Here is a 23,037-nt window from a genome sequence, read left to right on the forward strand (position 1 = left end):
GTCTCTCACCGGCGGTGGTTCTCCAGCCATGCCGGGAACTCCGTGAGGTCGGCCAGGACCACGTCCGCGCCCGCCTCGCGCAGTTCCTCGGCGTCGCACGGACCGGTCGCCACGGCCACGCTGTAGGCCCGCGCGGTGCGCGCCCCGCGTACGTCGCCGGTGTGGTCGCCGACGTACACGCTGGCGCCGTGCTCGCGCAGCGCCACCGCCTTCCGCTCGGCCCACAGGTTGCCGACGACCTCGTCCGCGTCGATGCCCAGGTGGTCCAGGTGCAGTCTCGCGTTGGGCTCCCACTTCGCGGTGACGACGACGGCGCGTCCGCCCGCCGCCCGCACCGCCGTGACGGCCTCGCGCGCGCCGGGCATCGCGAGCGTGCCGGTGATCGCGTGTTCGGGGTACATCGCGCGGTAGACGCCGGCCGTCTCCTCTATCGACTCGGCCGGGAACCAGTGGGCGAGTTCCTGTTCCAGCGGGGGTCCGAGCCGGGTGACCACGAGGTCGCAGTCGATGTACGTCCCGGTCCGCGCCGACAGCGCCTCGAAGCAGGCGTGGATCCCGGGACGGGAGTCGATCAGGGTCATGTCGAGATCGAAGCCGACGGTCAGCGCTGGTGAGGTCATATGGACCATTGTGCCCAGGCCGCCGGGTACCCGGTCCAGGCCTTTTCTCCGGACCCCGCCGAGCCTCCTCCGGGGCCGGGGCACGGGTTTGTGACGGGGGTCAGCGCATGCGCTGGGAGCGCCACACCAGGTACAGGGCCGAGGCGACGGCCGCGCCGCGCACGACGAAGGGCCAGGTCTGGGCCATCGCCTCGTTCATGTGGCCCGCGGCGACGGGAGCGCCCCAGCGTCCGCTCGAACGGCCCCAGAGCCAGACGATGCCCGCCGCGGCGGACAGTCCCGGCAGCACGAGGACGGCCGCCTTCGACTCGGCCGGGGTCAGCCGGCGCGAGCCGTAGGCGATCAGCCAGCCGAGGCCGAGCGCGAGCCAGTTGCCGAGGACCGCGCCGGCGACGAGGAGGGCTGCGGCGAGCAGGAGCAGCGGGTTGGTCCAGCCGCCGAGGCGCGGCAGGAGCCGGCGCGGTCCGCGGCGGACGGCGGTGGCCTCGGCGGCCGGTTCGGCCTCGGGGGCCGGCGCCGTCGTCCCGGCGGCCGGCTTCGCCGCGTCGCCGTCCTTGTCGCCCGGGGGCGGCTTGAGCAGTTCGGGGATCTCCACGCCGCCGACGAATCCGGGCACGCTGTCGCCGAGCCCGAAGGGGCTGTCGGTGGAGCGCCACCAGTCGGGCCGGGTCAGGCTGCCGCCCAGTTCGGAGGCGCTGGCCAGATGGGGCGGGGAGGGCACGTCGGCCCCGGCGCTCCCGGCGGGCCGCTCGGGGGCCGGGCGGGGGCGGGGGACGACACGGCGCAGTCCCTTGGGGCGCTCCTCGGGTTCCGCGGCGGCGCGCTGGGACGGCACGGCGGCCCAGGGCCGGGCCTCGGCGCCGGCCGTGCCGGTGCCCTTCCCGGCCGCGGCGACGATCTCGTCGGGGCTTCCGAGGCGGTCGAGGATGCGGCGGACGGCGGCGGGGCTGTCGGCGCCGGCCCGGCGGCGGTCGATCTCCTCGCGCAGTCCGGTGACCAGGCGCATGCGGGTCGCCGACGGCAACTGCCGCTGCTGGGCCAGGTCTCCGACCCGGCTCAGATAGTCGAAGACCAGCTGGTCGCTCTCGATCCCCACGAAGTCCCCTCCGGGGCTGGTGCGTTGGATGGCCCGCGGTGACGAAGGTACCGGTTTTCCGGTGCGCCTGAGCGTCCCGGACGTGGCTCGGGCAGCCGTACGAGGTCCGCGGGCGGGCGGGTTCGCGCGGCCCGCGGGCGGTTCACGGCCGGGGGCCGGGCCCGGGGAGCGTGCCACCCGCTACCGTTGACAGGATGAGCCCCGAGACGACCGCCCCGCGGTCCCTGGCGGAAGCACTCCGCGCGCGGGACGACGCCTCGCTGTCCGCCCTGCTGCGGTCCAGGCCGGACCTGATCACCCCTGTCCCCACGGACCTCACGCAGCTGGCGACGAGGGCGGGCACCCGGGCGTCGGTCGTCCGTGCCCTGGAGCGTCTGGACCGCTTCACGCTCCAGACGGCGGAGGCGCTGGCCGTGGCGCGGGAACCGGCGACGTACGACGAACTGCTCGGGCTGCTGGCGGGCGACGACGGCGACCCCGCGGTCACGGCGGCCTTCCCGCACGCGCTCGGGACGCTGCGCGAGCAGGCGCTCCTGTGGGGGCCCGACGACCGTCTCCGGCTCGTGCGCACGGCACGTGAACTGCTCGCCCCGGCCCCGCAGCACCCCTCCCCGACCGGGCTCGGGCCGACGGTCGGCGAGGCGACGGCCGGCATGTCGCCGGGGCGCATCCAGGAGATCGTGACCGCGGCCGGGCTGGCGTCCACCCATGACTCCGTGTCGGCGGTGGCCTCGCTCAGTGAACTGTTCGCCGACCGGAGCCGGATGTCGGCGCTGCTCGACGAGGCTCCCGCGGAGGCGGTCGAGGTGCTGTCCCGGCTGGTGTGGGGGCCGCCGTACGGGCAGGTGACCGCGGAACCCGCGGCGCATCTGCGCTGGCTGATCGGCCGGGGGCTGCTGCTGCCGACGGCGCCGGGCACGGTCGTCCTGCCGCGGGAGGTGGCGCTGCATCTGCGGGCGGGCCGCGCGCACCGGGTGACGGAGCCGGTGGCCCCGGCGGTGGAGGCCGCGACGGCCCACAGTCCACAGGCTGTGGACAGCACCGCGGCCGGTCAGGCCTACACGACGCTGGCGACGGTCGAGGAGCTGCTGAAGGACTGGCACGAGGGCGGTCCCGCCGTGCTGCGCGCGGGCGGCCTGAGCGTGCGGGACCTGAAGCGGACGGCGGTGGCGCTTGACGTCCCCGAACCGGTCGCCGCCTTCTGGGTGGAACTCGCCCACGCGGCGGGCCTGGTGGCCTCCGACGGAGAGGCGGACGAACGGTACGCGGCCACGCCCGCCTACGACTCCTGGCTGGAGCTGCCCGCCGCGGAGCGCTGGGCGAAGCTCGCCTCCGCCTGGCTCGCGGCGACCCGTACGGCCGGTCTGGTCGGCGGGCGGGACACGAAGGACCGTACGCTCTCGGCGCTCGGCCCCGGCCTCGACCGCTCCGCTGCGCCCGAGGTCCGCCACCGCGTCCTCGCCCTGCTCGCCGAGCTTCCCGAGGGCTCCTCCCCCGGCACGGACTCGCTCCTGACCCGGCTGCACTGGGAGCGGCCCTCGCGCTCGGTCCGGCCCTCGCCGGACGACCTGAGGGCACGGCTGGCCCGCTGGACGCTGTCCGAGGCCGAACTGCTCGGGGTGACCGGCCGGGGCGCGCTGTCCGCGCAGGGACGGGCGCTGCTGGGTCTGCCCGCCCCCGCGGGCACGCGGGCGGCGCAGCCGTCCGGTCCCGGCGACCGGCTTCCCGCCCACCCCAGGCGGCGCCATCCCGCGGCCTCCCCGGTTCCCGCTCCCGCGCCGCACTCCCCGGCCGAGCAGGCCGCGGCGGCGGCCCGGGCCGCCGTGCTCCTCGCGCCGCTGCTGCCCGAGCCGCTGGACCACGTCCTGCTCCAGGCGGATCTGACGGCGGTCGCGCCGGGCCCGCTGGAGCGCCCGCTGGCCGACACGCTCGGGGTGCTCGCGGACGTCGAGTCCAAGGGCGGGGCGACGGTGTACCGCTTCACCCCGGCCTCGGTGCGCCGGGCGCTCGACGCGGGCCGCTCCGCGTCCGACCTGCACGCCTTCCTCGCCGCCCACTCCCGTACGCCGGTCCCGCAGCCGCTGGCCTATCTGATCGACGACATGGCGCGCCGGCACGGCCATCTGCGGATCGGGGCGGCGTCGGCGTACGTCCGCTGCGACGACGAGGCGGTCCTGAACGAGATCCTCGCCGACAAGCGGTCGCAGGAGTTCGGGCTGCGGCGGATCGCGCCGACGGTCCTGGTCGCGCAGAGCGATCCGTCGGGCCTGCTCGCCGGTCTGAGGACGATGGGCTTCGCGCCGGCCGCCGAGTCGGCGGAGGGCGATGTGCTGATCAGCCGGGCGCACGCCCACCGCACCCCGCCGCGCACGGCCCCCGAGCCGGTCCCGGACGGCCCGCCGGTGCCCGACGCCACGCTCCTGGGTGCCGCGATCCGCGCGATCCGGGCCGGTGACCTCGCCTCGACGGCCCCGCGCAAGGACGACGCGGTCACCGGCCGTCCCGGTGACGGCGCCCTGCCCCGCACGAGTTCCGCCGAGACCCTCGCGACCATGCAGGCGGCCGTGATGACGGGCGAGGCGGTCTGGATCGGCTACGTCAACGCCGAGGGCGCGGCCAGCCAGCGCGTGATCGCCCCGATCCGGGTCGAGGGCGGCTTCGTCACGGCGTACGACCACACGGCCGACGAGGTCCGCACGTATCCGCTGCACCGGGTCACGGGGGTCGCGGAGCTGGCCGACGACCAGCCGTGACCGTCCGCCGGTAGGGCACACTGGAGGTTTGGCCGAGCATCCGCGCCGGGTGCCGCCACGCAGAAAGGGACGGGTGTGAACGGACCCCTCATCGTCCAGTCCGACAAAACGCTTCTGCTGGAAGTCGATCACGAGCTGGCCGACGCCTGCCGTCGTGTCATCGCCCCCTTCGCCGAGCTGGAGCGCGCTCCCGAGCACATCCACACCTACCGGGTGACCCCGCTCGGCCTGTGGAACGCTCGGGCCGCAGGTCACGACGCCGAGCAGGTCGTGGACGCGCTGGTGGAGTTCAGCCGCTATCCGGTCCCGCACGCGCTGCTGGTGGACATCGCCGAGACGATGGACCGCTACGGACGCCTCACGCTGAGCAAGCACCCGGCCCACGGGCTCGTCCTGACCACCACCGACCGGCCCGTCCTCGAAGAGGTGCTGCGCTCCAAGCGCGTCGCCCCGCTCGTCGGCAACCGGATCGACCCGGACACCGTGGCCGTGCACCCCTCCGAACGCGGCCAGATCAAGCAGACCCTGCTGAAGCTGGGCTGGCCGGCCGAGGACCTCGCCGGGTACGTCGACGGTGAGGCGCACGCCATCGAGCTCGACGAGACCGGCTGGGCGCTGCGGCCCTACCAGCGCCAGGCCGTGGAGAACTTCTGGCACGGCGGCTCCGGGGTCGTCGTGCTGCCCTGCGGCGCCGGCAAGACGCTCGTCGGGGCCGGTGCGATGGCGCAGGCCAAGGCGACCACCCTCATCCTCGTCACGAACACCGTCTCCGCCCGGCAGTGGAAGCACGAGCTGGTGAAGCGGACCTCGCTGACCGAGGACGAGATCGGCGAGTACAGCGGCACCCGCAAGGAGATCCGCCCGGTCACCATCGCCACCTACCAGGTGCTGACGACCCGGCGGAAGGGCGTGTACCCGCACCTGGAGCTGTTCGACTCCCGCGACTGGGGTCTGATCCTCTACGACGAGGTGCATCTGCTGCCCGCCCCGGTGTTCAAGTTCACCGCCGACCTCCAGGCCCGGCGGCGGCTGGGGCTGACCGCCACGCTCGTACGGGAGGACGGGCGCGAGTCGGACGTCTTCTCGCTCATCGGGCCCAAGCGGTTCGACGCGCCCTGGAAGGAGATCGAGGCGCAGGGTTACATCGCGCCGGCGGACTGTGTCGAGGTGCGGGTGAACCTCACCGACTCCGAGCGGCTCGCGTACGCCACCGCCGAGAACGAGGAGAAGTACCGCTTCTGCGCCACCACCGCGACCAAGCGGAAGGTGACCGAGGCGCTGGTGCGCAGGTTCGCGGGGCAGCAGATCCTCGTGATCGGCCAGTACATCGACCAGCTCGACGAGCTGGGTGAGCATCTGAACGCGCCGGTGATCAAGGGCGAGACCAGCAATGCCCAGCGGGAGAAGCTGTTCGACGCGTTCCGGGAGGGCGAGATCAGCGTGCTCGTCGTGTCGAAGGTCGCGAACTTCTCGATCGACCTGCCGGAGGCCACGGTGGCGATCCAGGTCTCGGGGACCTTCGGCTCCCGCCAGGAGGAGGCCCAGCGTCTGGGCCGTGTCCTGCGCCCGAAGGCGGACGGTCACCAGGCCCACTTCTACTCGGTGGTGGCCCGCGACACGATCGACCAGGACTTCGCCGCCCACCGCCAGCGCTTCCTGGCGGAACAGGGCTACGCCTACCGGATCATGGACGCCGACGAGGTACTGAGCTAGTTCCGGGGAATTCCGGCGAAGGGGCGGGCGCAGGCGTCAGTGGCGCCGGACGCCCGCCTCCTCTCCGTACTCGCCCAGCAGGACGACCCCGATGGCCGCGCGCCCGAACACCTTGACGGCCTTCAGGGCGTCGCCGAGGCGGTGCCGGTGATCGACGGAGGTGACGGCCGTCGCGCCCCGCGCGACGGGCCCGGGACGGGCAGGACCTGGGGTGAAAGTGGCTGCGCTCATATCTCCATGGTGCGACGGTCCCGACCCGAACGGCGTCGGTCCCTGGACCGAACCTCCCCACCCCTCAGGTACCGCTCCGGTGCCCGCGCCGTACACCTCACGACGGACCCCGCCCCCTAGGGATCCCCGGGCCCGACCCTGAAACGGCTTACGGGCGACGGGAAAACCATTGGCCCCCGCATCCGTCCGTCGCCTAGAATCGTCGGTCTTGCCCGCCTCCCTTCGCGGAGTGCCGCCGCCCGGCCGGAAACCGGACGGCACCTGGAATCACACCGGATTCCGCAGGGATTCCGAACGGATTCCCAACGAAATCCGCAGGGATTCCCGATCCGCATCACTCGCGCAGCCATGTGCCGGAGCACCGCGGCACTCCCGCAGCACCCCACAGCAGGTTTCCCGGAGGCAATTCCACGTGTCCACCCTGTCCGACGGCCCGTCCGGCGCCCCGTCCGCGTCCGACGATCCCCTTTCCCGCGAGCGTTCCCACCTCACCCACTCCCGTTCGGCGCTCCGCGCGATGCGCGAGGACGCCGAGAACCTCGACATCCGCGACGTCACGGCGAACTGGGTGAACGCCGAGGTGCTGCACCGGCAGATCGCCGAGCGCATCAAGGCCCTGGCCGACCTCAGCCACACCCCGCTGTTCTTCGGACGGCTCGACTATCTGCACGCCCCGGGCTCCGACCTGGCCGAGGGCGCCGAGGGCGAGCGGTTCTACATCGGGCGGCGCCATGTCCACGACGCCGACGGGGACCCCATGGTCATCGACTGGCGGGCGCCGGTGTCCCAGCCGTTCTACCGGGCCTCGAAGAAGGACCCGATGGACGTCGGGCTGCGCCGCCGCTTCGGCTACACCGCCGGCGACCTCACGGCCTACGAGGACGAGCACCTCTCCGACCCGGCCGAGACCGCCACCACCAGCAAACTGCTCCAGCAGGAGATCGAGCGCCCGCGCGTCGGTCCGATGCGCGACATCGTGGCGACGATCCAGCCGGAGCAGGACGAGATCGTCAGGTCCGGGCTGTCCGGCTCGGTCTGTGTGCAGGGAGGCCCCGGCACCGGGAAGACCGCCGTCGGCCTGCACCGGGTCGCGTATCTGCTGTACGCGCACCGGGAGCGGCTCGCCCGCACCGGCACCCTGGTGATCGGGCCGAACAAGTCCTTCCTGCACTACATCGAGCAGGTGCTGCCCGCCCTCGGTGAGCTGGAGGTCAAGCAGGCGACCGTCGACGATCTCGTCGCGCACGTCGAGGTGCGCGGGAGCGACGACGCCCCGGCCGCCGTGATCAAGGGCGACGCCCGGATGGCCCAGGTGCTGCGCCGGGCCGTGCGCTCGCACGTGACGGTCCCGGCCGAGCCGGTGGTGGTGGTCAGGGGGTCGCGGCGCTGGCGCGTCCCCGCGTACGAGCTGGAGCAGATCGTCCGGGAGCTGCTCGACCGGGACATCCGCTACGGCGCGGCCCACCAGGCCCTTCCGCAGCGCATCGCCCACGCCGTGCTGGTCCAGATGGAGCGCTCCGGGGAGGCTCCGGACGACCGGGTGCAGGACGCCGTGGCCCGCAACGCGGCGGTGAAGGCCGCCGTGAAGGCGATCTGGCCGCAGGTCGACCCCGCCAAGCTCGTGCTGCGGCTTCTGAGCGACGCGGAGTTCCTCGCCGAGCACGCGGAGGGGCTGCTGGAGGAGGCCGAGCAGAAGGAGATCCTCTGGGCCAAGCCGGTGCGCAGCGTGAAGAGCGCGAAGTGGTCGGCCGCCGACGCCGTGCTGATCGACGAGGCCACCGACCTGGTCCAGCGCACCCACTCCCTGGGGCACGTGGTGCTCGACGAGGCGCAGGACCTCTCCCCGATGCAGTACCGCGCCGTGGGGCGGCGCTGCACGACGGGGTCGGCGACCGTGCTCGGGGACCTGGCGCAGGGGACGACCCCGTGGGCGACCCGGAGCTGGGAGGAGGCCCTCGGGCATCTGGGCAAGGGCGACGCGGTCGTCGAGGAGCTGACCGCCGGCTTCCGTGTCCCCACGGACGTCATCACCTACGCCTCGCGGCTGCTGCCGCACATCGCGCCCGGTCTCACGCCGGTCGCCTCGGTGCGGGAGAACCCGGGCTTCTTCGAGGTGCGCGCGAGCACGGCGGACACCGAAGTCCTGGACGCGGTCGAGGAGTTGCTGGCCCAGGAGGGGTCGGTCGGGCTGATCGCCGCCGACGCCCGTGTCCCCGTGCTGGCCGAGGCGCTGACGGCGGCCGGACGGACGTATCTGGGTCCGGGCGAGGAGACGACGGCCGAGACCCGGCTGACCCTGGTGCCGGCCTCGCTCGCCAAGGGCCTGGAGTACGACTACGTGGTCCTGGACGAGCCGCGTGCCGTCGTCGACGGCGAGCCGGACGAACGCACCGGGCTGCGCCGCCTGTACGTGGCGCTCACGCGTGCGGTCTCGGGCCTGATCGTGACGCACGCGGCGCCGCTCCCGGCCGAACTGGCCTGACCGGCCGAGGGCTCACGGCGCGGCGTCCACGCCGAACGGCCCCCGGCGTGAACGCCGGGGGCCGTCGACTGTCGTGCGCAAGGCCCTACTTGAACTTCCTGCTGGTCGCCAGGTAGACCTGCTTGGCGTTCTCGCCGAGGTGCGGACCGGTGATGAACGTCTTGCGGTCGCTCAGGGAGTTGTTGGAGACCAGATAGGTCCGGCCGTTGTGGGTCATGAACCAGGGGCCGCCGGACGCGCCGCCGTTCATGGTGCAGCCGATCATGAACTGGGCGGGGACGTTGTTCGCGAGCACGAACCGCTTGGTGGCGCCGTGGCAGTCGTACATCTTCGAGCCGTCGTAGGGCGCCTCGGCCGGGTAGCCGCGGACCTTCATGGACCTGACCTTGTTGGCGGCCGGGGCCCCGAACCACACCGGCAGGGCCGAACCGAGCTGCTCCTGAAGGGACTTGCCGCCGTTCTCGGGCTTGACGTGGAGCACGGCGTAGTCGTACCCGGAGGCCGCGTTGCCCGTGTGGGCGCCGCCCGTCATCCACTGGGAGGAGGTGGTGGCCCAGTCGGCCCACCAGATGCCGTACGGGGAGACGGACTTGGCGCGCGGATCGGTGATCTGCCGGCTGCTCAGGTTCGCGGAGTTGTTGTACGAGGGGACGAAGGCGATGTTGCGGTACCAGCCGCCGCCCTTGCCCGCGTGCACGCAGTGGCCCGCGGTCCACACCAGGTTGGACTTGCCGGGGTGCGCCGGGTCGGTGACGACGGCGGCCGAGCAGACCATGTTGCCCTGGGGCGAGGAGAAGAACATCTTGCCGACCGGCGGCGCGTAGTGGTGGTAGGTGCCCCTGACCTTGGCGGCGGTCTGCTTGGTCACCCTGCCGTCGGGCAGGTAGGAGGTGGCACCGCTGCCCGAGCCCGAACTGGTGCTGCCCGCCTGGGCGACGGGAATGCTGGCCTTCGCCTCGGCCATCTTCTCCGGCGACCAGAAGTCCTTGATGTACGGGTTGGCGAAGTCCTCGGCCTTGGAGGCCCAGTGGCTGTAGTCCTGCCATCCTCCGTTCTTCCACTTGTCCAGGGCCGCGCCGCTGAGTTCGGTGGGAATGCCCGAGGGCAGCTTGTAGCCGCCGATCGAGACGGAGCCGTCGTCCTGGCCGCTGTCGGCACCCTTGCCGGCCTGGGCGGACGCCGAGGGCCGGGCGGCGGCCCCCGTGTCGTCCTTCTTGCCGTCACAGGCCGTTGTGGTGATCATGACGGCCGCGATCACGGCCGCGGCTGCCGCGAGCGTGCGGCTGCGTATGGATGGCATGAAGCCCTGTCCCCCTGAGGCTGCTGTGCTGCCGCACCGCTGTCGCCGGCACGCACAGATGTGTGATTGTCATGCCCCAGGCGATCGGGGCACGATCAAATATGCATGCGAAAAGCCGTGCGTTGATCGCCTCGTGACGCTCACAACACAACAACTACGTTGCGGAGATGGATCCGTGACCTGTCGGACCGGACCCGCCCCCGGCGGGCGAGGCGGCGCCCCGGGGCCGCTTCCGCGAACCGGTCCGACGACAGGCCCTACGCGTCGACCGCGGTCCGCCACTCCCGCACCGACTCGGCGGAGACCGGCCCCGCCCAGCCCAGCGGACGGGCGGCACCGCCGATGTGGAAGGCGTCGAGGCCCGCCGCGCGCAGCTCCGGCAGATGACCGAGCCGCAGCCCCCCGCCCACCATGATCCGCGCCTCGTAGCCCGGTTCGCCGCGGCGGGCGGCCTCGGCCGCGAGGACGGGGAGTCCGTCGTCGACACCTGCCGGGGACCCCGCGGTCAGGTAGGCGTCGAGGCCGGGCAGGTCCGCGAGCTGCTTGCGCAGGGCGTCACGGTCGGCGGCGCGGTCGATCGCGCGGTGGAACGTCCAGCGGCAGCCGTCCAGTTCGGCGACGATCCGCTCGACGGCGGCCAGGTCGGGGCCGCCGTGCTCGTCGAGGAATCCGAGGACGAACTCGTCCGCGCCCGCGTCGCGCAGTTCGCCCGCGGCCCGCACGAGAGCGTCGGCGCCCCGGGCGCCGCCCGCCGAGAAGCCGTCGGACAGGCGCAGCATCACGCGCAGCGCGATGTCGACGGAGGCACGGATCGCGGCGAAGGTCCCGACCGCGGGGGTCAGTCCGTCGGCCGCCATGTCCGTGACCAGCTCAAGCCGGTCCGCACCCCCGGCCTGGGCCGCGACCGCGTCCTCCACGTCGAGGGCGATCACCTCCAGAACCGCGCTCTTCCGCTCACTCATCGGACCTCTTCTCCTGGGCCGCTATAGGTCTAGTCCAATCAAACAGTACGCGGGTGGGAGCGGGGGCGCGAGAAGATCACGGCGCGGCTCCGTCCGGTGTCCCGCCCTCGCGCCGTTCGAAGGTCACGTGCGGGGACAGCGCGCGCAGGAAGTCCGGGGCGTCGAAGAGCTCGCCGGCGGAGGCGACGCCGGTCGTCCCGGTGCGTCCCGTGAGGACACGGTCCAGGGCCTCCACCACCAGCGGCGCGGTGACGGCGTAGATGTCCCGGCCCCGCGCCACGGCCCTCCGTTCGGCTCCGCCGGAGCGGACCACCACGTCGACGACGAAGGTCTGCCCGGACCGCCCCTGCGCGTCGACCGCGCTCGGGGCCGGGGTGTCGGGGGCCGCCAACTCCCCGGCCGCCCCGGAGGTCATGTAGGTGCACACCTCGGCGATGTCGAGGTGGCTGGGCACGGTCACGACGTCGGCCATCGAGAACTCCCCGATGACGGACCGCGGGCCCAGCGGTTCGGGGAACGGCCACTCAAGGGTGGGCGGGGCGTCCTGGACATACTCCAGCCGCCGCTTGGCGAAACGGACCCGGCGGCCGCCGCGCCGCTCCCGCGAGACCGCGCCGGCCGCGCGCGTCCCCGCCGTGGGGTGCCAGCCGCTGAGCCCGTACGCGATGTGCGCCTCGTCGGCCGCGGTCCACTCGTCCATCGCCGCGGTGACCAGCAGATCGCCGAGACCGCCGTAGAAGGCCATCGCCGGGACGACCACGGTCCCCGCCGCCTCGGCCCGCTCCGCGAAGTGCGTGAACGTGTCGAGGTTGGCCTCGATCTCGGCCGCCACGTCCAGGTACGGGATCCCGGCGCGCAGGGCCGCCTCGATCACCGGGGCGGCCGTCGTGGCGAAGGGCCCGGCGCAGTTGACCACCGCCGCCGCGCCGGCCAGAGCGTGGTCGAGGGACGCCGGGTCCCCAACCGTGGCCGGACGGACGTCCAGACCCGGCCGGGAGACCGCCAGTTCCTTCAGCTTCTCCGCGTCCCGGCCGGACAGGACCGGGGCGAACCCGCGCTCCAGCAGTTCGGCCACCACGAACCGTCCGGTGTGGCCGTACGCGCCGAACACCGTCACCTTCTGTCCCGACACCATGGGTACTCCCCCGTGCTCGCAGTGAACTGCCTTGATCCGTCACGGACATCCTGGCGAGAGCCAAGGCGCCGCACGAGTGTCCGGAACGACACACCCCGTACAGTTCCGGACATGACCTCTGTCGCGCTGGCCGTCACCGACGGGATGCTGCACTTCGAACTGGGCCTGGCCTGCGAGGTCTTCGGGTCCGCGCCGGACGCCGTGAAGGTCCCCTGGTACGACCTCGCGCTCTGCGGGCCCGAGCCCGTGCGGGTCGGCCCGTTCCGGCTGGAGCCCGGCCACGGCTTCGACCGGCTCGTCGGCGCCGACACGGTGATCGTGCCGGGCTGGGCCGACGTCGACCGGGAGCCGCCCGCCGCCCTCGTCGACGCGGTGCGCGCGGCCCACGAGGCGGGGGCGCGCGTGGCCTCCCTGTGCACCGGCGCCTTCGTCCTGGCCGCCGCCGGACTGCTGGACGGCAGACGCGCCACCACGCACTGGGCCCACACCCGGGCCCTGGCCGCCCGCCATCCCCGGGTGACGGTGGATCCGGACGTCCTCTACGTGGACGACGGCGGCGTGCTCACCTCCGCCGGCAAGGCCGCCGCCATGGATCTGTGCCTGCACCTGGTGCGCCTCGACCACGGCTCGTCGGTCGCCAACACCGTCGCCCGCAACCTGGTCGTGCCCCCGCACCGGGACGGCGGCCAGGCCCAGTTCGTCACCACACCGGTCCCCGCACCCGGCCGGCATCCGCTCGCCGAACTGCTGCCCTGGGTCATGGAAAGGCTGGACCACCCGCTGACCGTGGAGGACCTGGCCCGTCAGGCCCGGATGAGCTCGCGCCACCTGGCCCGCCACTTCAGGTCGGTGACCGGCACCACCCCGCTCCAGTGGCTGCTGACCCAACGGATCCGCCACGCGCAGGAGTTGCTGGAGACCACCGACGCGGGCGTCGACACCATCGCGGCCGCCACCGGCATGGGCACGGGCACGACCCTGCGCCGCCACTTCAACCGCACGGTCGGCGTGCCCCCGGACGCCTACCGCCGCACGTTCCGCTCCCGGACCGGCCCGGCGGCGCCCGCGGACGGCGCCGCGACGGAGCATTCCGCTGCGGGGACAATGGGCGCATGGCAGCAGAGAGCACCCGCCACCCGGCCCACGGGGAACTGACGAAGCGCTGGGCGGACACCGTCTCGGCCGCACGGGACGGCGAGGGCGGCTCGGGCCCCGAGCCCGGACCCTACGGGGCGAACCTCCTGGACCGCTGGGCCGAACCCCGGCGCCGGTACCACACCACCGACCACCTCCTCGCGGTCCTCGACCGCATCGACGTGCTGGAGTCCCACGGCGAGCGGGCCGCCGACCCGGCCGCCGTGCGCCTGGCCGCCTGGTTCCACGACGCCGTGTACCTCCCCGACCGCTCGGAGAACGAGGAGCGCTCCGCCCGGCTCGCCGAGCGCGCGCTGGCCGAACTGGGCGTCGCCCCGGGGCGCACGGCCGAGGTCGCCCGGCTGGTCCGGCTCACCGTCACCCACGACCCCGCCGACGACGACACCGACGGTGCGGTCCTGTGCGACGCGGACCTCGCGATCCTGGCCTCGCCCCCGGCCGCGTACGCCGCCTACACCGCGGCCGTCCGGGAGGAGTACGCCTTCGTCCCCGAGGACGCCTTCCGGCAGGGCCGCGCGGCCGTGCTGCGCCAACTCCTCGATCTCCCCCGGCTGTTCAGAACGTCGTACGGCACCCGCACCTGGACGGCGTCGGCCCACCGCAACATGAAGGCGGAGCTGTCGGGGCTCACCACCTCCGGCACCTGAGAAGCCGGGCAATTCCAGCCCCTCCGGCGCTTGAGGAGCGGGGCAATTCCAGCCCCTCCAGCACCTGAGAAGCCGGGCAATTCCAGCCCCTCCGGCACCTGAGAAGCCGGGCAATTCCAGCCCCTCCGGCGTTTGAGGAGCGGGGTCCGGGGCGGAGCCCTGTGGGCGGGAAGGGCAGGGGCGGAGGGGGCGAAAGAAGTCCCTGGCCGGAACGGGGCGAGGAGGCGACCGGGGGCGGCGGCGACGCGGCCGGGTGACCGGCGGGCGGAATCGATTCGACGTGCGGCGTACGACCCCGTACGAAGGGGGCATGCCTCCCAGCCCCGGCCCCCTGAAGCCGGACATACCCGTCCGCGCCCCTGCCCCCGACGACGCCCCCGGCAGGGCCCGCATGCCCCTGTCCGTCTACGTCCTCGCGCTGTCCGTCTTCGCCCTGGGCACCAGCGAGTTCATGCTCTCCGGGCTGCTGCCGGCCATCGCGCGGGACATGCGCGTCACCATCCCCCGGGCGGGTCTGCTGATTTCCGCGTTCGCGATCGGCATGGTCGTCGGCGCGCCCCTGCTCGCGGTGGCCACCCTGCGGCTGCCGAGGCGGACCACCCTCGTCGCCCTGGTCGCGGTCTTCGGGCTGGGCCAGGTGGCCGGAGCCCTCGCGCCCGACTACCCCGTGCTCTTCGCCTCGCGGATCGTCAGTGCCCTGGCCTGCGCGGGTTTCTGGGCGGTCGGCGCGGCGGTGGCCGTCGCGGCGGTGCCGGCGACCTCGCGGGCACGGGCGCTGGCCGTGATGATCGGTGGCCTGTCCGTCGCGAACGTGCTGGGGGTGCCCGTGGGCGCCTTCCTCGGCGAGGGGCTCGGCTGGCGGGCCGCCTTCTGGGCCGTGGCCGCGGCGTCCGCCGTCGCGCTCGCCGGCATCCTGGCCCTCGTCCCGCCCATCGCTCCCCCGTCCGAACGGCCGCGGCTGCGCCGGGAACTGTTCGTCTACCGCGACGGGCGGGTCTGGCTGTCCGTCACCACGATCGCGCTCACCGCGGCCGGTGTGTTCTGCGCCTTCAGCTATCTCGCCCCGCTGCTCACCGACGTCGCCGGCCTCGACGAGAGCCGGGTCCCGACCGTGCTGGCGCTGTTCGGCGTGGGCGCCCTCGTCGGGACGGCGATCGGCGGGCGCTTCGCCGACGCGCATCCCTTCCGGGTCCTGCTGGGCGGCATGGCCGCCGACATCGTCGTGCTGGTGGCGTTCGCCCTGCTCGGGCGGTACGCCGTCGCGGCCGTCCCGCTCTCCTTCCTCCTCGGGGTGGCCTGCTTCAGCACCGCCCCCGCGCTCAACGCCCGGATGTTCCATCTCGCCGCGGCCGCCCCGACCCTGGCGGGCGCCACCACGACCGCCGCCTTCAACCTGGGCAACACCGCGGGTCCCTGGCTGGGCGGCGCAGTCATCGACGCGGGGCTCGGCTACCGGGCCACCGCGTGGGTGGGCGCCGTGCTGACCACCGCCGCGGTCGGCCTGACCCTCGTGGCGCTGCGGACGCACCGCCGGGCGCCGCACGCGCGGACCGCGGGAACGGCGGAGAATCCCGTACGCCCCCAAGGGTGATCCGTCCTATTCTCGGCCGCATGACAGACATGGGCGGGGATCGGATCGAGGAAGCCGTCGCGAGTTGCTCGGCGCTGCTGCGGGCGGCGGCCGGAGGCGACTGGGACGGCGTACGGGCGGGCCGTCTCGCATGGAACTGCCGGCGGACCGCCGAGCACATCGCCAGTGATCTCATCGCGTACGCGGGGCAGTTGGCCGGGCGCCCACAGTCCGCGTACGTGCCGTTCGACATCACGCTGGACGAGGGCACCGGCAACGCGGAGGTCGTCGACGTGATCGAGACGACCGGCGCCCTGCTCGCCGCGGCCGTCCGCACGACCCCGCGCGAGGTGCGCGCCTTCCATCCGTACCCGTTCCGCAGCGCGAACCGCGAGGGCTTCGCCGCGATGGGGGTGGCCGAGGTCCTGCTGCACACGCACGACATCGCCGAGGGACTCGGCCTGCCGTACGAGCCGCCGGCCGGACTGTGCGACTGGGTCCTCACCCGGATCTTCCCCCACGTGCGCCCCGAACCCGACGCCCCGTGGAGCACGCTCCTGTGGGCCACGGGACGCGGCGACCTGCCCGGCCGGGAGGCGCTCACCGAGTGGCGCTGGAACAACAACCTCGTGATCGGCACCGAGCGGCTCACCCTCCAGGGGGTCACCCCGGCCGCCGCCGCCGATCTGCGCGCGGGTGGCACGGGCGGCTTCGAGTGGATCGAGGGCGGCCCGTTCGAGGGCACCCGGGACGCCGCCGGGATGGTCGTGAGCGCCTACGAGAAGGGCGTGCACCGTCCGGAGTGGGGCATGTTCGTGCTCGTACGGCGCGAGGACGGCCTCGCGGTCGGCGCGATCGGCTTCCACGGCCTGCCCGACGAGGAGGCGCGCGCCGAGGTCGGCTACGACCTCGCGGAGAACGCCCGCGGCCGCGGCTACGCCACCGAGGCGCTGCGCGCGCTGTGCGAGCAGGCCCTCGCGCGTGACGACGTGAAGGTCCTGCTCGCCGCCATCGACCGGGACAACGCCCCCTCGCAACGGGTCATCGCCCGCGCCGGTTTCACCCGGGTCGGCGAGGACACGGAGAGGCTGGCCCGCGAACTGGACGGCCTGGAGGACTCCTTGCGGCTGTACGCCCGCGAGAGCTGAGCCGTGGCCCGGCCCGGGGGGCGGGCGCGCGCCCGCCCCGCCGGGTCGGGCCGCCGCCCCGCCGGGTCAGCCCGCCCGCTTGCGGCGGCGCAGTCCCGCCCCGTGCAGCAGCCGTACGACCTCACGGCTGCTGACCTCCACCGCTCCGGCGGCGACCGCGTCGGCGTAGCGGTGCGAGGGGATGTCGTAGTGGTCGCGTTCGAAGGCCCTTGGCGGTGCGCCCAGTTCGCCGGCGAACGCGTGGAGTTCGTCGTAGGAGACGTCGCTGATCAGGTGGGACCAGACGCGGCCGTGCCCCGGCCAGGTGGGGGGATCGATGTAGACGGTCACGAGGGCGGGTTCGTGCCGGTCGCCGAGCCGAGCGAGCCCACCGGGGAGATCTTCACCCCGGCCTCGTGGCACACCCAGTGCGGGTCGGGGCCCAGTTCGGGCTCGACGTCCAGGGCGTGCGGGCCGCCGGTGGTGCACACCGGGCACAGCGGCCATCGTCCGTGCCGTTCCAGAAGCGCGTCCTGCACGTCCTGGGCGACGAGCCCGGCCACGAATTCGACGCCGTCGGGCCACTGTTCGACCCACCAGCGGCGCTGCGCCACGGACTCCTCGACCAGGGACACGACGTCCGCCTCGGCCACCTGGCCCGCGATCAGGTCGGCGAGCACACGGGCGCGTGCCGCGTGCAACGCCTGCTCCAGGGGGCTGAGGGGATTGCCGGTGGGGTCCATGTCCCCATTGTGAGCACCCTTGACCGTATGCCCCAAAGGAAAATATCTTTCATTGTGTGACCAATGACGTGAAGGAAATTTTCGCGGGTGGGGCCCCGCCCGCCCCCGCGGCCCTCGCGGCCAAGGTGCGCACCCTCGCCCCCTCGATGACCCGCTCCATGCAGCGGGTCGCCGAGGCCGTCGCCGGTGACCCGGCCGGCTGCGCGGCCCTCACGGTCACCGGACTCGCCGGGCTCACCGGCACCAGCGAGGCCACGGTCGTCCGCACGGCCCGCCTCCTCGGCTATCCCGGATACCGGGACCTGCGTCTCGCGCTGGCCGGGCTCGCCGCCCAGCAGGAGTCGGGCCGCGCCCCCGCCGTCACCGCCGACATAGCCGTCGACGACCCCATCGCGGACGTCGTCGCCAAGCTGGCCTACGACGAGCAGCAGACCCTCGCCGACACCGCCGCCGCGCTCGACACGGTCCAGCTCGGCGCCGCCGTGACCGCCATAGCCACCGCCCGCCGCGTCGACGTCTACGGCGTCGGCGCGTCCGGGCTCGTCGCCCAGGACCTCCTCCAGAAGCTCATGCGCATCGGGATCATCGCCCACGCGCACAGCGACCCGCACCTCGCGGTGACGGGCGCGGTGCAGCTGCGCGCCAAGGACGTGGCCATAGCCATCACGCACTCCGGGTCGACCGGCGACGTCATCGAACCGCTGCGGGTCGCCTTCGAGCGCGGCGCGACGACGGTGGCGATCACCGGCCGTCCGAACGGACCGGTCGCGCAGTACGCCGACCACGTCCTCACCACCTCCACCGCCCGCGAGAGCGAGCTGCGCCCGGCGGCCATGTCGTCGCGCACGAGCCAGCTGCTGGTGGTGGACTGTCTGTTCGTGGGGGTCGCCCAGCGCACCTACGAGACGGCGGCGCCCGCGCTGTCCGCCTCGTACGAGGCCCTGGCCCACCGCCACTCCCCGCGCACCGGCCGATAGCCGCTCCGCACGACCGACCTCATCCGAAAGAGCCGCCTCTCCATGACCTCCATGTCCGACCACGGCGATCTTCGAGCAGAGCTGGAGACGCTGACCACCGAGGCGTTCCGCCCCGAACTCTCGGAGATCGACCGTCTGCCCACCCTGGAGATCGCCCGGCTCATGAACGGGGAGGACACGACGGTCCCGGCGGCCGTCGCAGCGCAGCTCCCCCTCATCGCCGCCGCCATCGACGGCATCGCGGAGCGCATGGCGCGCGGCGGCCGGCTCATCTACGCGGGAGCCGGAACGGCGGGCCGGCTCGGTGTCCTGGACGCCTCGGAGTGCCCGCCCACGTTCAACACCGACCCGTCCCGGGTCGTCGGGGTGATCGCGGGCGGCCCGACGGCCATGGTCACCTCGATCGAGGGCGCCGAGGACTCCCGGGAGCTGGCGGCGGCCGACCTGGACGCGCTCGCCCTGACCCCCGACGACACCGTGGTCGGCGTCTCCGCCTCGGGCCGCACCCCGTACGCGGTGGGAGCGGTCGAGCACGCCCGCAAGCAGGGCGCGCTCACGGTCGGCCTGTCCTGCAACGCGCACAGCGCCCTCGCCTCCGCCGCGGACCACGGCATCGAGGTGGTGGTCGGACCCGAGCTGCTGACGGGCTCGACCCGGCTGAAGTCCGGCACGGCGCAGAAACTCGTCCTGAACATGCTCTCGACGATCACGATGATCCGGCTCGGCAAGACGTACGGGAACCTGATGGTCGACGTACGGGCCTCGAACGAGAAGCTGCGGGCCCGCTCCCGCCGGATCGTCGCCCTCGCCACCGGCGCCTCCGACGAGGAGATCGAGCACGCGCTCACCGCCACCGACGGCGAGGTGAAGAACGCCGTCCTGACGATCCTCGGCGGGGTGGACGGGCCCACCGCCGCCCGCCTTCTGGAGGAGTCGCAGGGCCATCTGCGCGCCGCGCTGGCGGCTTCGGCCGGCTGAGCAGCACGCTCGGGGAGTGCGCACACCGGACTCCACCACAGCAGCGGCGATCCTCCCCCTCGTGGGCGGACCCGCGAACGTCCTCACCGTCGCCCACTGCATGACCCGGCTCCGGCTGGGTCTGCGGGACCGGAGCCTGGTGGACGAGGAGGGCCTGCGGGCCCTTCCCGCCGTCCTCGGGCTGGTCGCGGACGACCGTTCGTACCAGATCGTGCTGGGCCCCGGCACGGTCGCCCGCGTGTCACCCGCCTTCGAGGCCCTGCTGACGGCCGACACGGACCCGCCCGCCCCGCCCGGCGCCGGGCCGGACACCACCGCGGACCGGCTCGCCCGGCGCGGGGCCGAGCTGAAGGCCGCCAGGACCCGCCGCAACGCCACCCCCCTCAAGCTGTTCCTGCGGCGGATCGCGGACGTGTTCGTGCCCCTGATCCCCGCCCTGATCGGCTGCGGGGTGATCGCCGGCCTCAACGGACTGCTGGTCAACCTCGGCGTGCTGACCGGCCTCACCCCCGCCCTGACCGCCATCTCCTCCGGGTTCATGGCCCTGATCGCCGTCTTCGTGGGACACAACACGGCCAAGGTGTTCGGCGGCACCCCGGTCCTGGGCGGCGCGGTCGCCGCCGTCGTCGTCTACGCGGGGGTCGCCAAGGTGACCGTCCTCGGTGTGACGCTCGCCCCCGGACAGGGCGGGGTCCTGGGCGCCCTGGCCGCGGCCCTCCTCGGGACGTACGTGGAGAAGTGGTGCCGCGGCTGGGTGCCGCCCACCCTCGACGTCCTGGTCACCCCCACCCTCACCGTGCTGCTGACCGGCCTGGTGACGCTGTACGCGCTGATGTACGCGGCCGGGCAGCTCTCCGCCGCCATCGGCACCGCCGCCACCTGGCTGCTCTCCACCACGGGCGCCTTCGCCGGGCTCGTCCTCGGCGCCCTGTTCCTCCCCCTGGTGATGCTCGGCCTGCACCAGGCCCTCATCCCCATCCACACCACCCTCATCGAGCAGCAGGGCTACACCGTGCTGCTGCCCGTGCTCGCCATGGCGGGCGCCGGTCAGGTCGGCGCCGCCCTCGCGGTCTACGTCCGGCTGCGCCACGACACCTCACTGCGTACGACGATCAGATCGGCGCTCCCGGCCGGACTCCTCGGTGTCGGCGAGCCCCTGATCTACGGCGTCTCCCTGCCGCTGGGCCGCCCCTTCGTCACGGCCTGCGCGGGCGGGGCGGCCGGCGGTGCCTTCATCGGCTTCTTCTCGATGCTGGGCGACCGGGTCGGCTCGACGGCCATCGGCCCCTCCGGCCTCGCCCTGTTCCCGCTGCTGTCCGGCAACCGGGGCCTCGCCGTCACCGCCGCGATCTACGCGGGCGGCCTGCTCACCGGGTACGCCGTCGGGTTCGCGGCCACCTACTTCCTCGGCCTCGGCGGCCTCACCGCGACCGGTCCCGGCGGTGACCTCGGCGGTGCCTCACCGGAGCGCCGGGCGGAACAGGCCACGGTGTAGCCGTGCTGTCGGTGGCGCGTGCGACGCTGGGGGCATGAACCACGCACAGCTGACCGCCCTGGGCCGTGCTCTGCGGCTGCTCGGGGAGCACGGCGACGCCCTGAACGCCGACACCCCCGACGCCAGGCTGCACGAGGTCAAGGCCGACCTGAAGCGGGCCCTGGACCTGCTCGACGAGACGGTGACGACGGCCAAGCCGACCACCCGCTGCGCCGAGCACCCGAACGGCCCGGTGGACGAGAGCGCCCCCGACCGCTGTCTGCTCTGCGAGACCCGCCGCCGCACCGCCCGCCGCACCGAGGTCCACGACTCGTACGCGCACGGCCGGGCGCCCGCCCCCGACGAGCTGCCCGACCGCACGATGTCCCGCTACGGAGTCCGCGGCGACCGTCCCCAGCCCCAGCAGCGCTGGCTCCCCGAGGTCTGGAACGGCCAGACGTGGCTCCTGTGCGGCACTCCCCGCCGCGACCGCCAGGAGGCCGAGCGCTACCTGGCCGCCGAACGCCGGGCCCCCCGCCCCGGCATGGCGTACCGCCTCGTCCACGAATTCACTGACTACGAGGTGCTGCGTATCTGGGGCACGCCGGTGAAGGTCGACATCGAGCCGATGGGCAACCTGTAGGCGGGCGGTCCCGACGGCCCCCGAAGGGCGTCATGGCAGGCGCCCCTCCGCGTTGATCCTTCGCACCCGGGCCCGCAGCACCTCCCCCGGCGGCGCCTCCCCGAGGGCCTCGGGCGGACAGTCCCACTCGATTCCCCCGCCCGGCGGCCGCAGTTGTACGAGGCCGCCCTCGCGCCCCATCACCTGGCCGAGCCGCCCGTCCCGCACGTCGATCGCGTACTCCTCGCCCGACGTCATCTCCATCCCACCGATCCCTCCACGCTGAGTATTCCTGTTCACCACCCAGAGTGATCGGCAGATCCGTAGCCTGGCCAGAGTCGGCGGTCCAACAACCCCATCTGTTCGACAGGGAGGCGCCATGCCCGGCCCCAAGGACCTCGACCCGTCCGCCTCCCCGCGCGCGATGATCGGCGCCGAGCTGCGGCACGCCCGCGAGAACGCCGGCCTGAGCCAGTCCGAGCTGGGCGAACCCCTCTTCGTCAGCGGTTCGTTCATCGGCCAGCTGGAGTCGGGCACACGGCGCCTCCAGCTCGAATACGCCGTCCAGATAGACGAGATCCTCGGGACGAAGGGCTTCTTCGAACGCAATTGCCGGGCCCTGGCCAGGTCGAAGTACCCGGACCACTTCGTGGAGGCAGCGGAGGCGGAGGCCTTGGCGGCGGCGATCAGGGAGTATGCGCCGGTGCTCGTCCCCGGCCTGTTGCAGACGCGAGGGTACGCCCGGGCAATGTTCCGACGGGGCCGCCCGACGGAAACAGCGCAGGTCATCGACGAGTTGGTCGAGGCCCGGCTGGAGCGTGCGCATCTGCTCGACGATCCAACAAGGCCGTTGTTGTGGACGGTCCTTGACGAGGCCGTGCTGCGCCGAAGGGTCGGAACATGGCAGGTCATGGCCGAGGCCCTGGGTCACATCGCCGCTCTCGCGGATGAGCACCGGGTCATCGTGCAGGTCCTGCCGTTCGCGGCGGGAGCCCACATGGCCATGGAAGGCTCCCTCAAGCTGATGACCTTCGACGGCGCTGCGCCTCTCGCCTACCTGCAAGGCCTGGGGACAGGCCGGTTGGAGGACGACCCCGCCGTCGTCGCCCAGCACGACCTGACCTTCCATCTCCTCGCGGCCGACGCACTCCCACCGCACGAATCACTGGCTCTGATCCGCTCGGTGGCAGAGGATTACGCACATGAGCGACAGCCCTGAGTACGCCCTGCGCAAGGCCACTTGGCACAAGTCCAGCTACAGCGGAGCAAGCGGCGGCGACTGCCTGGAAGTCGCCCCTGCCGAAGGCCACCCCGCCCTCGTCCCTGTACGGGATTCCAAGAACCCCGGGACCGTGATCGGATTCGGCGCCGCCGCCTGGAGCACCTTCGTCGGCCACGTCGGCGCCCGCTGACACAAAGGGACGGCGCCCGCGTCGCGGCGGGCGCCGTCCC

At 73.4% G+C, this 23,037-nt stretch carries 22 protein-coding genes; 13 read left to right on the forward strand and 9 right to left on the reverse strand.

All coding sequences use genetic code 11. The annotated features are described in order from the left end of the window. Positions 1–5: 5 nt before the first annotated feature. Complete coding sequence (locus WJM95_RS14255) at positions 6–629, reverse strand: HAD family hydrolase (RefSeq protein ID WP_339130060.1); 624 nt, start codon at positions 627–629, stop codon at positions 6–8. Between the two features lie 91 nt (positions 630–720). Further along, positions 721–1,716, reverse strand: coding sequence for a hypothetical protein (locus tag WJM95_RS14260; RefSeq protein ID WP_339130061.1), 996 nt, complete (start codon positions 1,714–1,716; stop codon positions 721–723). 194 nt (positions 1,717–1,910) lie between these two features. Here WJM95_RS14260 and WJM95_RS14265 point away from each other — a divergent pair, with 194 nt between their 5' ends. Further along, on the forward strand, positions 1,911–4,469 hold the full coding sequence (locus WJM95_RS14265; RefSeq protein WP_339130062.1) for a helicase C-terminal domain-containing protein: 2,559 nt from the start codon (positions 1,911–1,913) through the stop codon (positions 4,467–4,469). Between the two features lie 75 nt (positions 4,470–4,544). Beyond that, positions 4,545–6,182 (forward strand): DNA repair helicase XPB, encoded by a 1,638-nt coding sequence (locus WJM95_RS14270; RefSeq protein ID WP_339130063.1) that lies wholly within the window; start codon positions 4,545–4,547, stop codon positions 6,180–6,182. A 36-nt stretch (positions 6,183–6,218) separates the two neighbouring features. Here WJM95_RS14270 and WJM95_RS14275 read toward each other — a convergent pair whose 3' ends face one another. Beyond that, on the reverse strand, positions 6,219–6,413 hold the full coding sequence (locus WJM95_RS14275) for a hypothetical protein (protein ID WP_339130064.1): 195 nt from the start codon (positions 6,411–6,413) through the stop codon (positions 6,219–6,221). A gap of 412 nt (positions 6,414–6,825) precedes the next feature. On the opposite strand from WJM95_RS14275, the gene WJM95_RS14280 reads away from it, so the two are divergent. Beyond that, a complete protein-coding gene (locus tag WJM95_RS14280) occupies positions 6,826–8,895 on the forward strand; it encodes an ATP-binding domain-containing protein (RefSeq protein ID WP_339130065.1) in 2,070 nt (689 codons plus the stop codon). Between the two features lie 85 nt (positions 8,896–8,980). On the opposite strand, the gene WJM95_RS14285 is transcribed toward WJM95_RS14280, so the two are convergent. The 3 genes from WJM95_RS14285 to WJM95_RS14295 all read right to left on the reverse strand — a co-directional run bounded on the left by WJM95_RS14285 (position 8,981) and on the right by WJM95_RS14295 (position 12,292). Further along, entirely contained in the window at positions 8,981–10,195 is a 1,215-nt protein-coding gene (locus WJM95_RS14285; protein WP_339130066.1) for a hypothetical protein, read from the reverse strand. Positions 10,196–10,452: 257 nt separating this feature from the next. Then, positions 10,453–11,157: a copper homeostasis protein CutC gene (locus tag WJM95_RS14290; RefSeq protein WP_339130067.1), complete on the reverse strand. Its 705-nt coding sequence runs from the start codon at positions 11,155–11,157 to the stop codon at positions 10,453–10,455. Between the two features lie 76 nt (positions 11,158–11,233). Beyond that, on the reverse strand, positions 11,234–12,292 hold the full coding sequence (locus WJM95_RS14295) for a saccharopine dehydrogenase NADP-binding domain-containing protein (RefSeq protein ID WP_339130068.1): 1,059 nt from the start codon (positions 12,290–12,292) through the stop codon (positions 11,234–11,236). A gap of 111 nt (positions 12,293–12,403) precedes the next feature. On the opposite strand from WJM95_RS14295, the gene WJM95_RS14300 reads away from it, so the two are divergent. The 4 genes from WJM95_RS14300 (at position 12,404) to WJM95_RS14315 (ending at position 16,812) form a co-directional block, all read left to right on the forward strand. Further along, positions 12,404–13,447, forward strand: coding sequence for a helix-turn-helix domain-containing protein (locus WJM95_RS14300; RefSeq protein ID WP_339130070.1), 1,044 nt, complete (start codon positions 12,404–12,406; stop codon positions 13,445–13,447). Next, on the forward strand, positions 13,405–14,094 hold the full coding sequence (locus WJM95_RS14305) for a hypothetical protein (RefSeq protein WP_339130071.1): 690 nt from the start codon (positions 13,405–13,407) through the stop codon (positions 14,092–14,094). The genes WJM95_RS14300 and WJM95_RS14305 overlap by 43 nt, the downstream gene beginning before the upstream one ends. 391 nt (positions 14,095–14,485) lie before the next feature. Further along, positions 14,486–15,685 carry a Cmx/CmrA family chloramphenicol efflux MFS transporter gene (locus tag WJM95_RS14310; protein ID WP_339135559.1) on the forward strand — a complete coding sequence of 400 codons (1,200 nt, stop codon included), beginning with the start codon at positions 14,486–14,488 and terminating at the stop codon, positions 15,683–15,685. 20 nt (positions 15,686–15,705) lie between these two features. After that, positions 15,706–16,812: a GNAT family N-acetyltransferase gene (locus WJM95_RS14315; protein WP_339130072.1), complete on the forward strand. Its 1,107-nt coding sequence runs from the start codon at positions 15,706–15,708 to the stop codon at positions 16,810–16,812. Positions 16,813–16,878: 66 nt separating this feature from the next. Here the strand turns inward: WJM95_RS14315 and WJM95_RS14320 are convergent, their stop codons facing one another. Beyond that, complete coding sequence (locus WJM95_RS14320; RefSeq protein WP_339130074.1) at positions 16,879–17,142, reverse strand: DUF4031 domain-containing protein; 264 nt, start codon at positions 17,140–17,142, stop codon at positions 16,879–16,881. Beyond that, the gene (locus WJM95_RS14325) at positions 17,139–17,534 is read right to left on the reverse strand and encodes a hypothetical protein (protein WP_339130075.1); all 396 of its coding nucleotides are present in this window, start codon (positions 17,532–17,534) and stop codon (positions 17,139–17,141) included. The genes WJM95_RS14320 and WJM95_RS14325 overlap by 4 nt, the downstream gene beginning before the upstream one ends. 56 nt (positions 17,535–17,590) lie before the next feature. Between WJM95_RS14325 and WJM95_RS14330 the strand changes: the two genes are divergently transcribed. Genes WJM95_RS14330 through WJM95_RS14345 form a run of 4 tightly spaced genes read left to right on the forward strand, consistent with a single transcriptional unit; the run spans position 17,591 to position 21,606 of the window. After that, positions 17,591–18,511, forward strand: coding sequence for a MurR/RpiR family transcriptional regulator (locus WJM95_RS14330; protein WP_339130077.1), 921 nt, complete (start codon positions 17,591–17,593; stop codon positions 18,509–18,511). A 42-nt stretch (positions 18,512–18,553) separates the two neighbouring features. After that, positions 18,554–19,489 (forward strand): N-acetylmuramic acid 6-phosphate etherase, encoded by a 936-nt coding sequence (gene murQ, locus WJM95_RS14335; RefSeq protein ID WP_339130079.1) that lies wholly within the window; start codon positions 18,554–18,556, stop codon positions 19,487–19,489. Between the two features lie 16 nt (positions 19,490–19,505). Then, positions 19,506–20,984: a PTS transporter subunit EIIC gene (locus WJM95_RS14340; protein WP_339130081.1), complete on the forward strand. Its 1,479-nt coding sequence runs from the start codon at positions 19,506–19,508 to the stop codon at positions 20,982–20,984. Positions 20,985–21,018: 34 nt separating this feature from the next. After that, positions 21,019–21,606 (forward strand): hypothetical protein, encoded by a 588-nt coding sequence (locus WJM95_RS14345; protein WP_339130082.1) that lies wholly within the window; start codon positions 21,019–21,021, stop codon positions 21,604–21,606. A 30-nt stretch (positions 21,607–21,636) separates the two neighbouring features. Here WJM95_RS14345 and WJM95_RS14350 read toward each other — a convergent pair whose 3' ends face one another. Next, positions 21,637–21,843 carry a hypothetical protein gene (locus WJM95_RS14350; protein ID WP_339135561.1) on the reverse strand — a complete coding sequence of 69 codons (207 nt, stop codon included), beginning with the start codon at positions 21,841–21,843 and terminating at the stop codon, positions 21,637–21,639. Between the two features lie 121 nt (positions 21,844–21,964). Between WJM95_RS14350 and WJM95_RS14355 the strand changes: the two genes are divergently transcribed. Both WJM95_RS14355 and WJM95_RS14360 read left to right on the forward strand, forming a co-directional pair. Then, positions 21,965–22,804 (forward strand): helix-turn-helix transcriptional regulator, encoded by an 840-nt coding sequence (locus tag WJM95_RS14355; protein WP_339130084.1) that lies wholly within the window; start codon positions 21,965–21,967, stop codon positions 22,802–22,804. Then, positions 22,788–22,997: a DUF397 domain-containing protein gene (locus WJM95_RS14360; RefSeq protein WP_339130086.1), complete on the forward strand. Its 210-nt coding sequence runs from the start codon at positions 22,788–22,790 to the stop codon at positions 22,995–22,997. Before WJM95_RS14355 ends, WJM95_RS14360 begins: the two co-directional genes overlap by 17 nt. The last annotated feature ends 40 nt before the right edge of the window (positions 22,998–23,037 follow it).

It is taken from the genome of Streptomyces sp. f51, assembly GCF_037940415.1.
Taxonomy (GTDB): domain Bacteria; phylum Actinomycetota; class Actinomycetes; order Streptomycetales; family Streptomycetaceae; genus Streptomyces.

What these genes read in the sequence shown, in the direction of transcription:
- WJM95_RS14350 (WP_339135561.1), bottom strand. Translation starts at nt 21,843, where the DNA reads ATGACGTCGGGCGAGGAGTACGCGATCGACGTGCGGGACGGGCGGCTC.
- WJM95_RS14295 (WP_339130068.1), bottom strand. Translation starts at nt 12,292, where the DNA reads ATGGTGTCGGGACAGAAGGTGACGGTGTTCGGCGCGTACGGCCACACC.
- WJM95_RS14345 (WP_339130082.1), top strand. Translation starts at nt 21,019, where the DNA reads ATGAACCACGCACAGCTGACCGCCCTGGGCCGTGCTCTGCGGCTGCTC.
- WJM95_RS14290 (WP_339130067.1), bottom strand. Translation starts at nt 11,157, where the DNA reads ATGAGTGAGCGGAAGAGCGCGGTTCTGGAGGTGATCGCCCTCGACGTG.
- WJM95_RS14265 (WP_339130062.1), top strand. Translation starts at nt 1,911, where the DNA reads ATGAGCCCCGAGACGACCGCCCCGCGGTCCCTGGCGGAAGCACTCCGC.
- murQ (WP_339130079.1), top strand. Translation starts at nt 18,554, where the DNA reads ATGACCTCCATGTCCGACCACGGCGATCTTCGAGCAGAGCTGGAGACG.
- WJM95_RS14315 (WP_339130072.1), top strand. Translation starts at nt 15,706, where the DNA reads ATGACAGACATGGGCGGGGATCGGATCGAGGAAGCCGTCGCGAGTTGC.
- WJM95_RS14285 (WP_339130066.1), bottom strand. Translation starts at nt 10,195, where the DNA reads ATGCCATCCATACGCAGCCGCACGCTCGCGGCAGCCGCGGCCGTGATC.
- WJM95_RS14305 (WP_339130071.1), top strand. Translation starts at nt 13,405, where the DNA reads ATGGCAGCAGAGAGCACCCGCCACCCGGCCCACGGGGAACTGACGAAG.
- WJM95_RS14300 (WP_339130070.1), top strand. Translation starts at nt 12,404, where the DNA reads ATGACCTCTGTCGCGCTGGCCGTCACCGACGGGATGCTGCACTTCGAA.
- WJM95_RS14255 (WP_339130060.1), bottom strand. Translation starts at nt 629, where the DNA reads ATGGTCCATATGACCTCACCAGCGCTGACCGTCGGCTTCGATCTCGAC.
- WJM95_RS14310 (WP_339135559.1), top strand. Translation starts at nt 14,486, where the DNA reads ATGCCCCTGTCCGTCTACGTCCTCGCGCTGTCCGTCTTCGCCCTGGGC.
- WJM95_RS14360 (WP_339130086.1), top strand. Translation starts at nt 22,788, where the DNA reads ATGAGCGACAGCCCTGAGTACGCCCTGCGCAAGGCCACTTGGCACAAG.
- WJM95_RS14275 (WP_339130064.1), bottom strand. Translation starts at nt 6,413, where the DNA reads ATGAGCGCAGCCACTTTCACCCCAGGTCCTGCCCGTCCCGGGCCCGTC.
- WJM95_RS14355 (WP_339130084.1), top strand. Translation starts at nt 21,965, where the DNA reads ATGCCCGGCCCCAAGGACCTCGACCCGTCCGCCTCCCCGCGCGCGATG.
- WJM95_RS14325 (WP_339130075.1), bottom strand. Translation starts at nt 17,534, where the DNA reads ATGGACCCCACCGGCAATCCCCTCAGCCCCCTGGAGCAGGCGTTGCAC.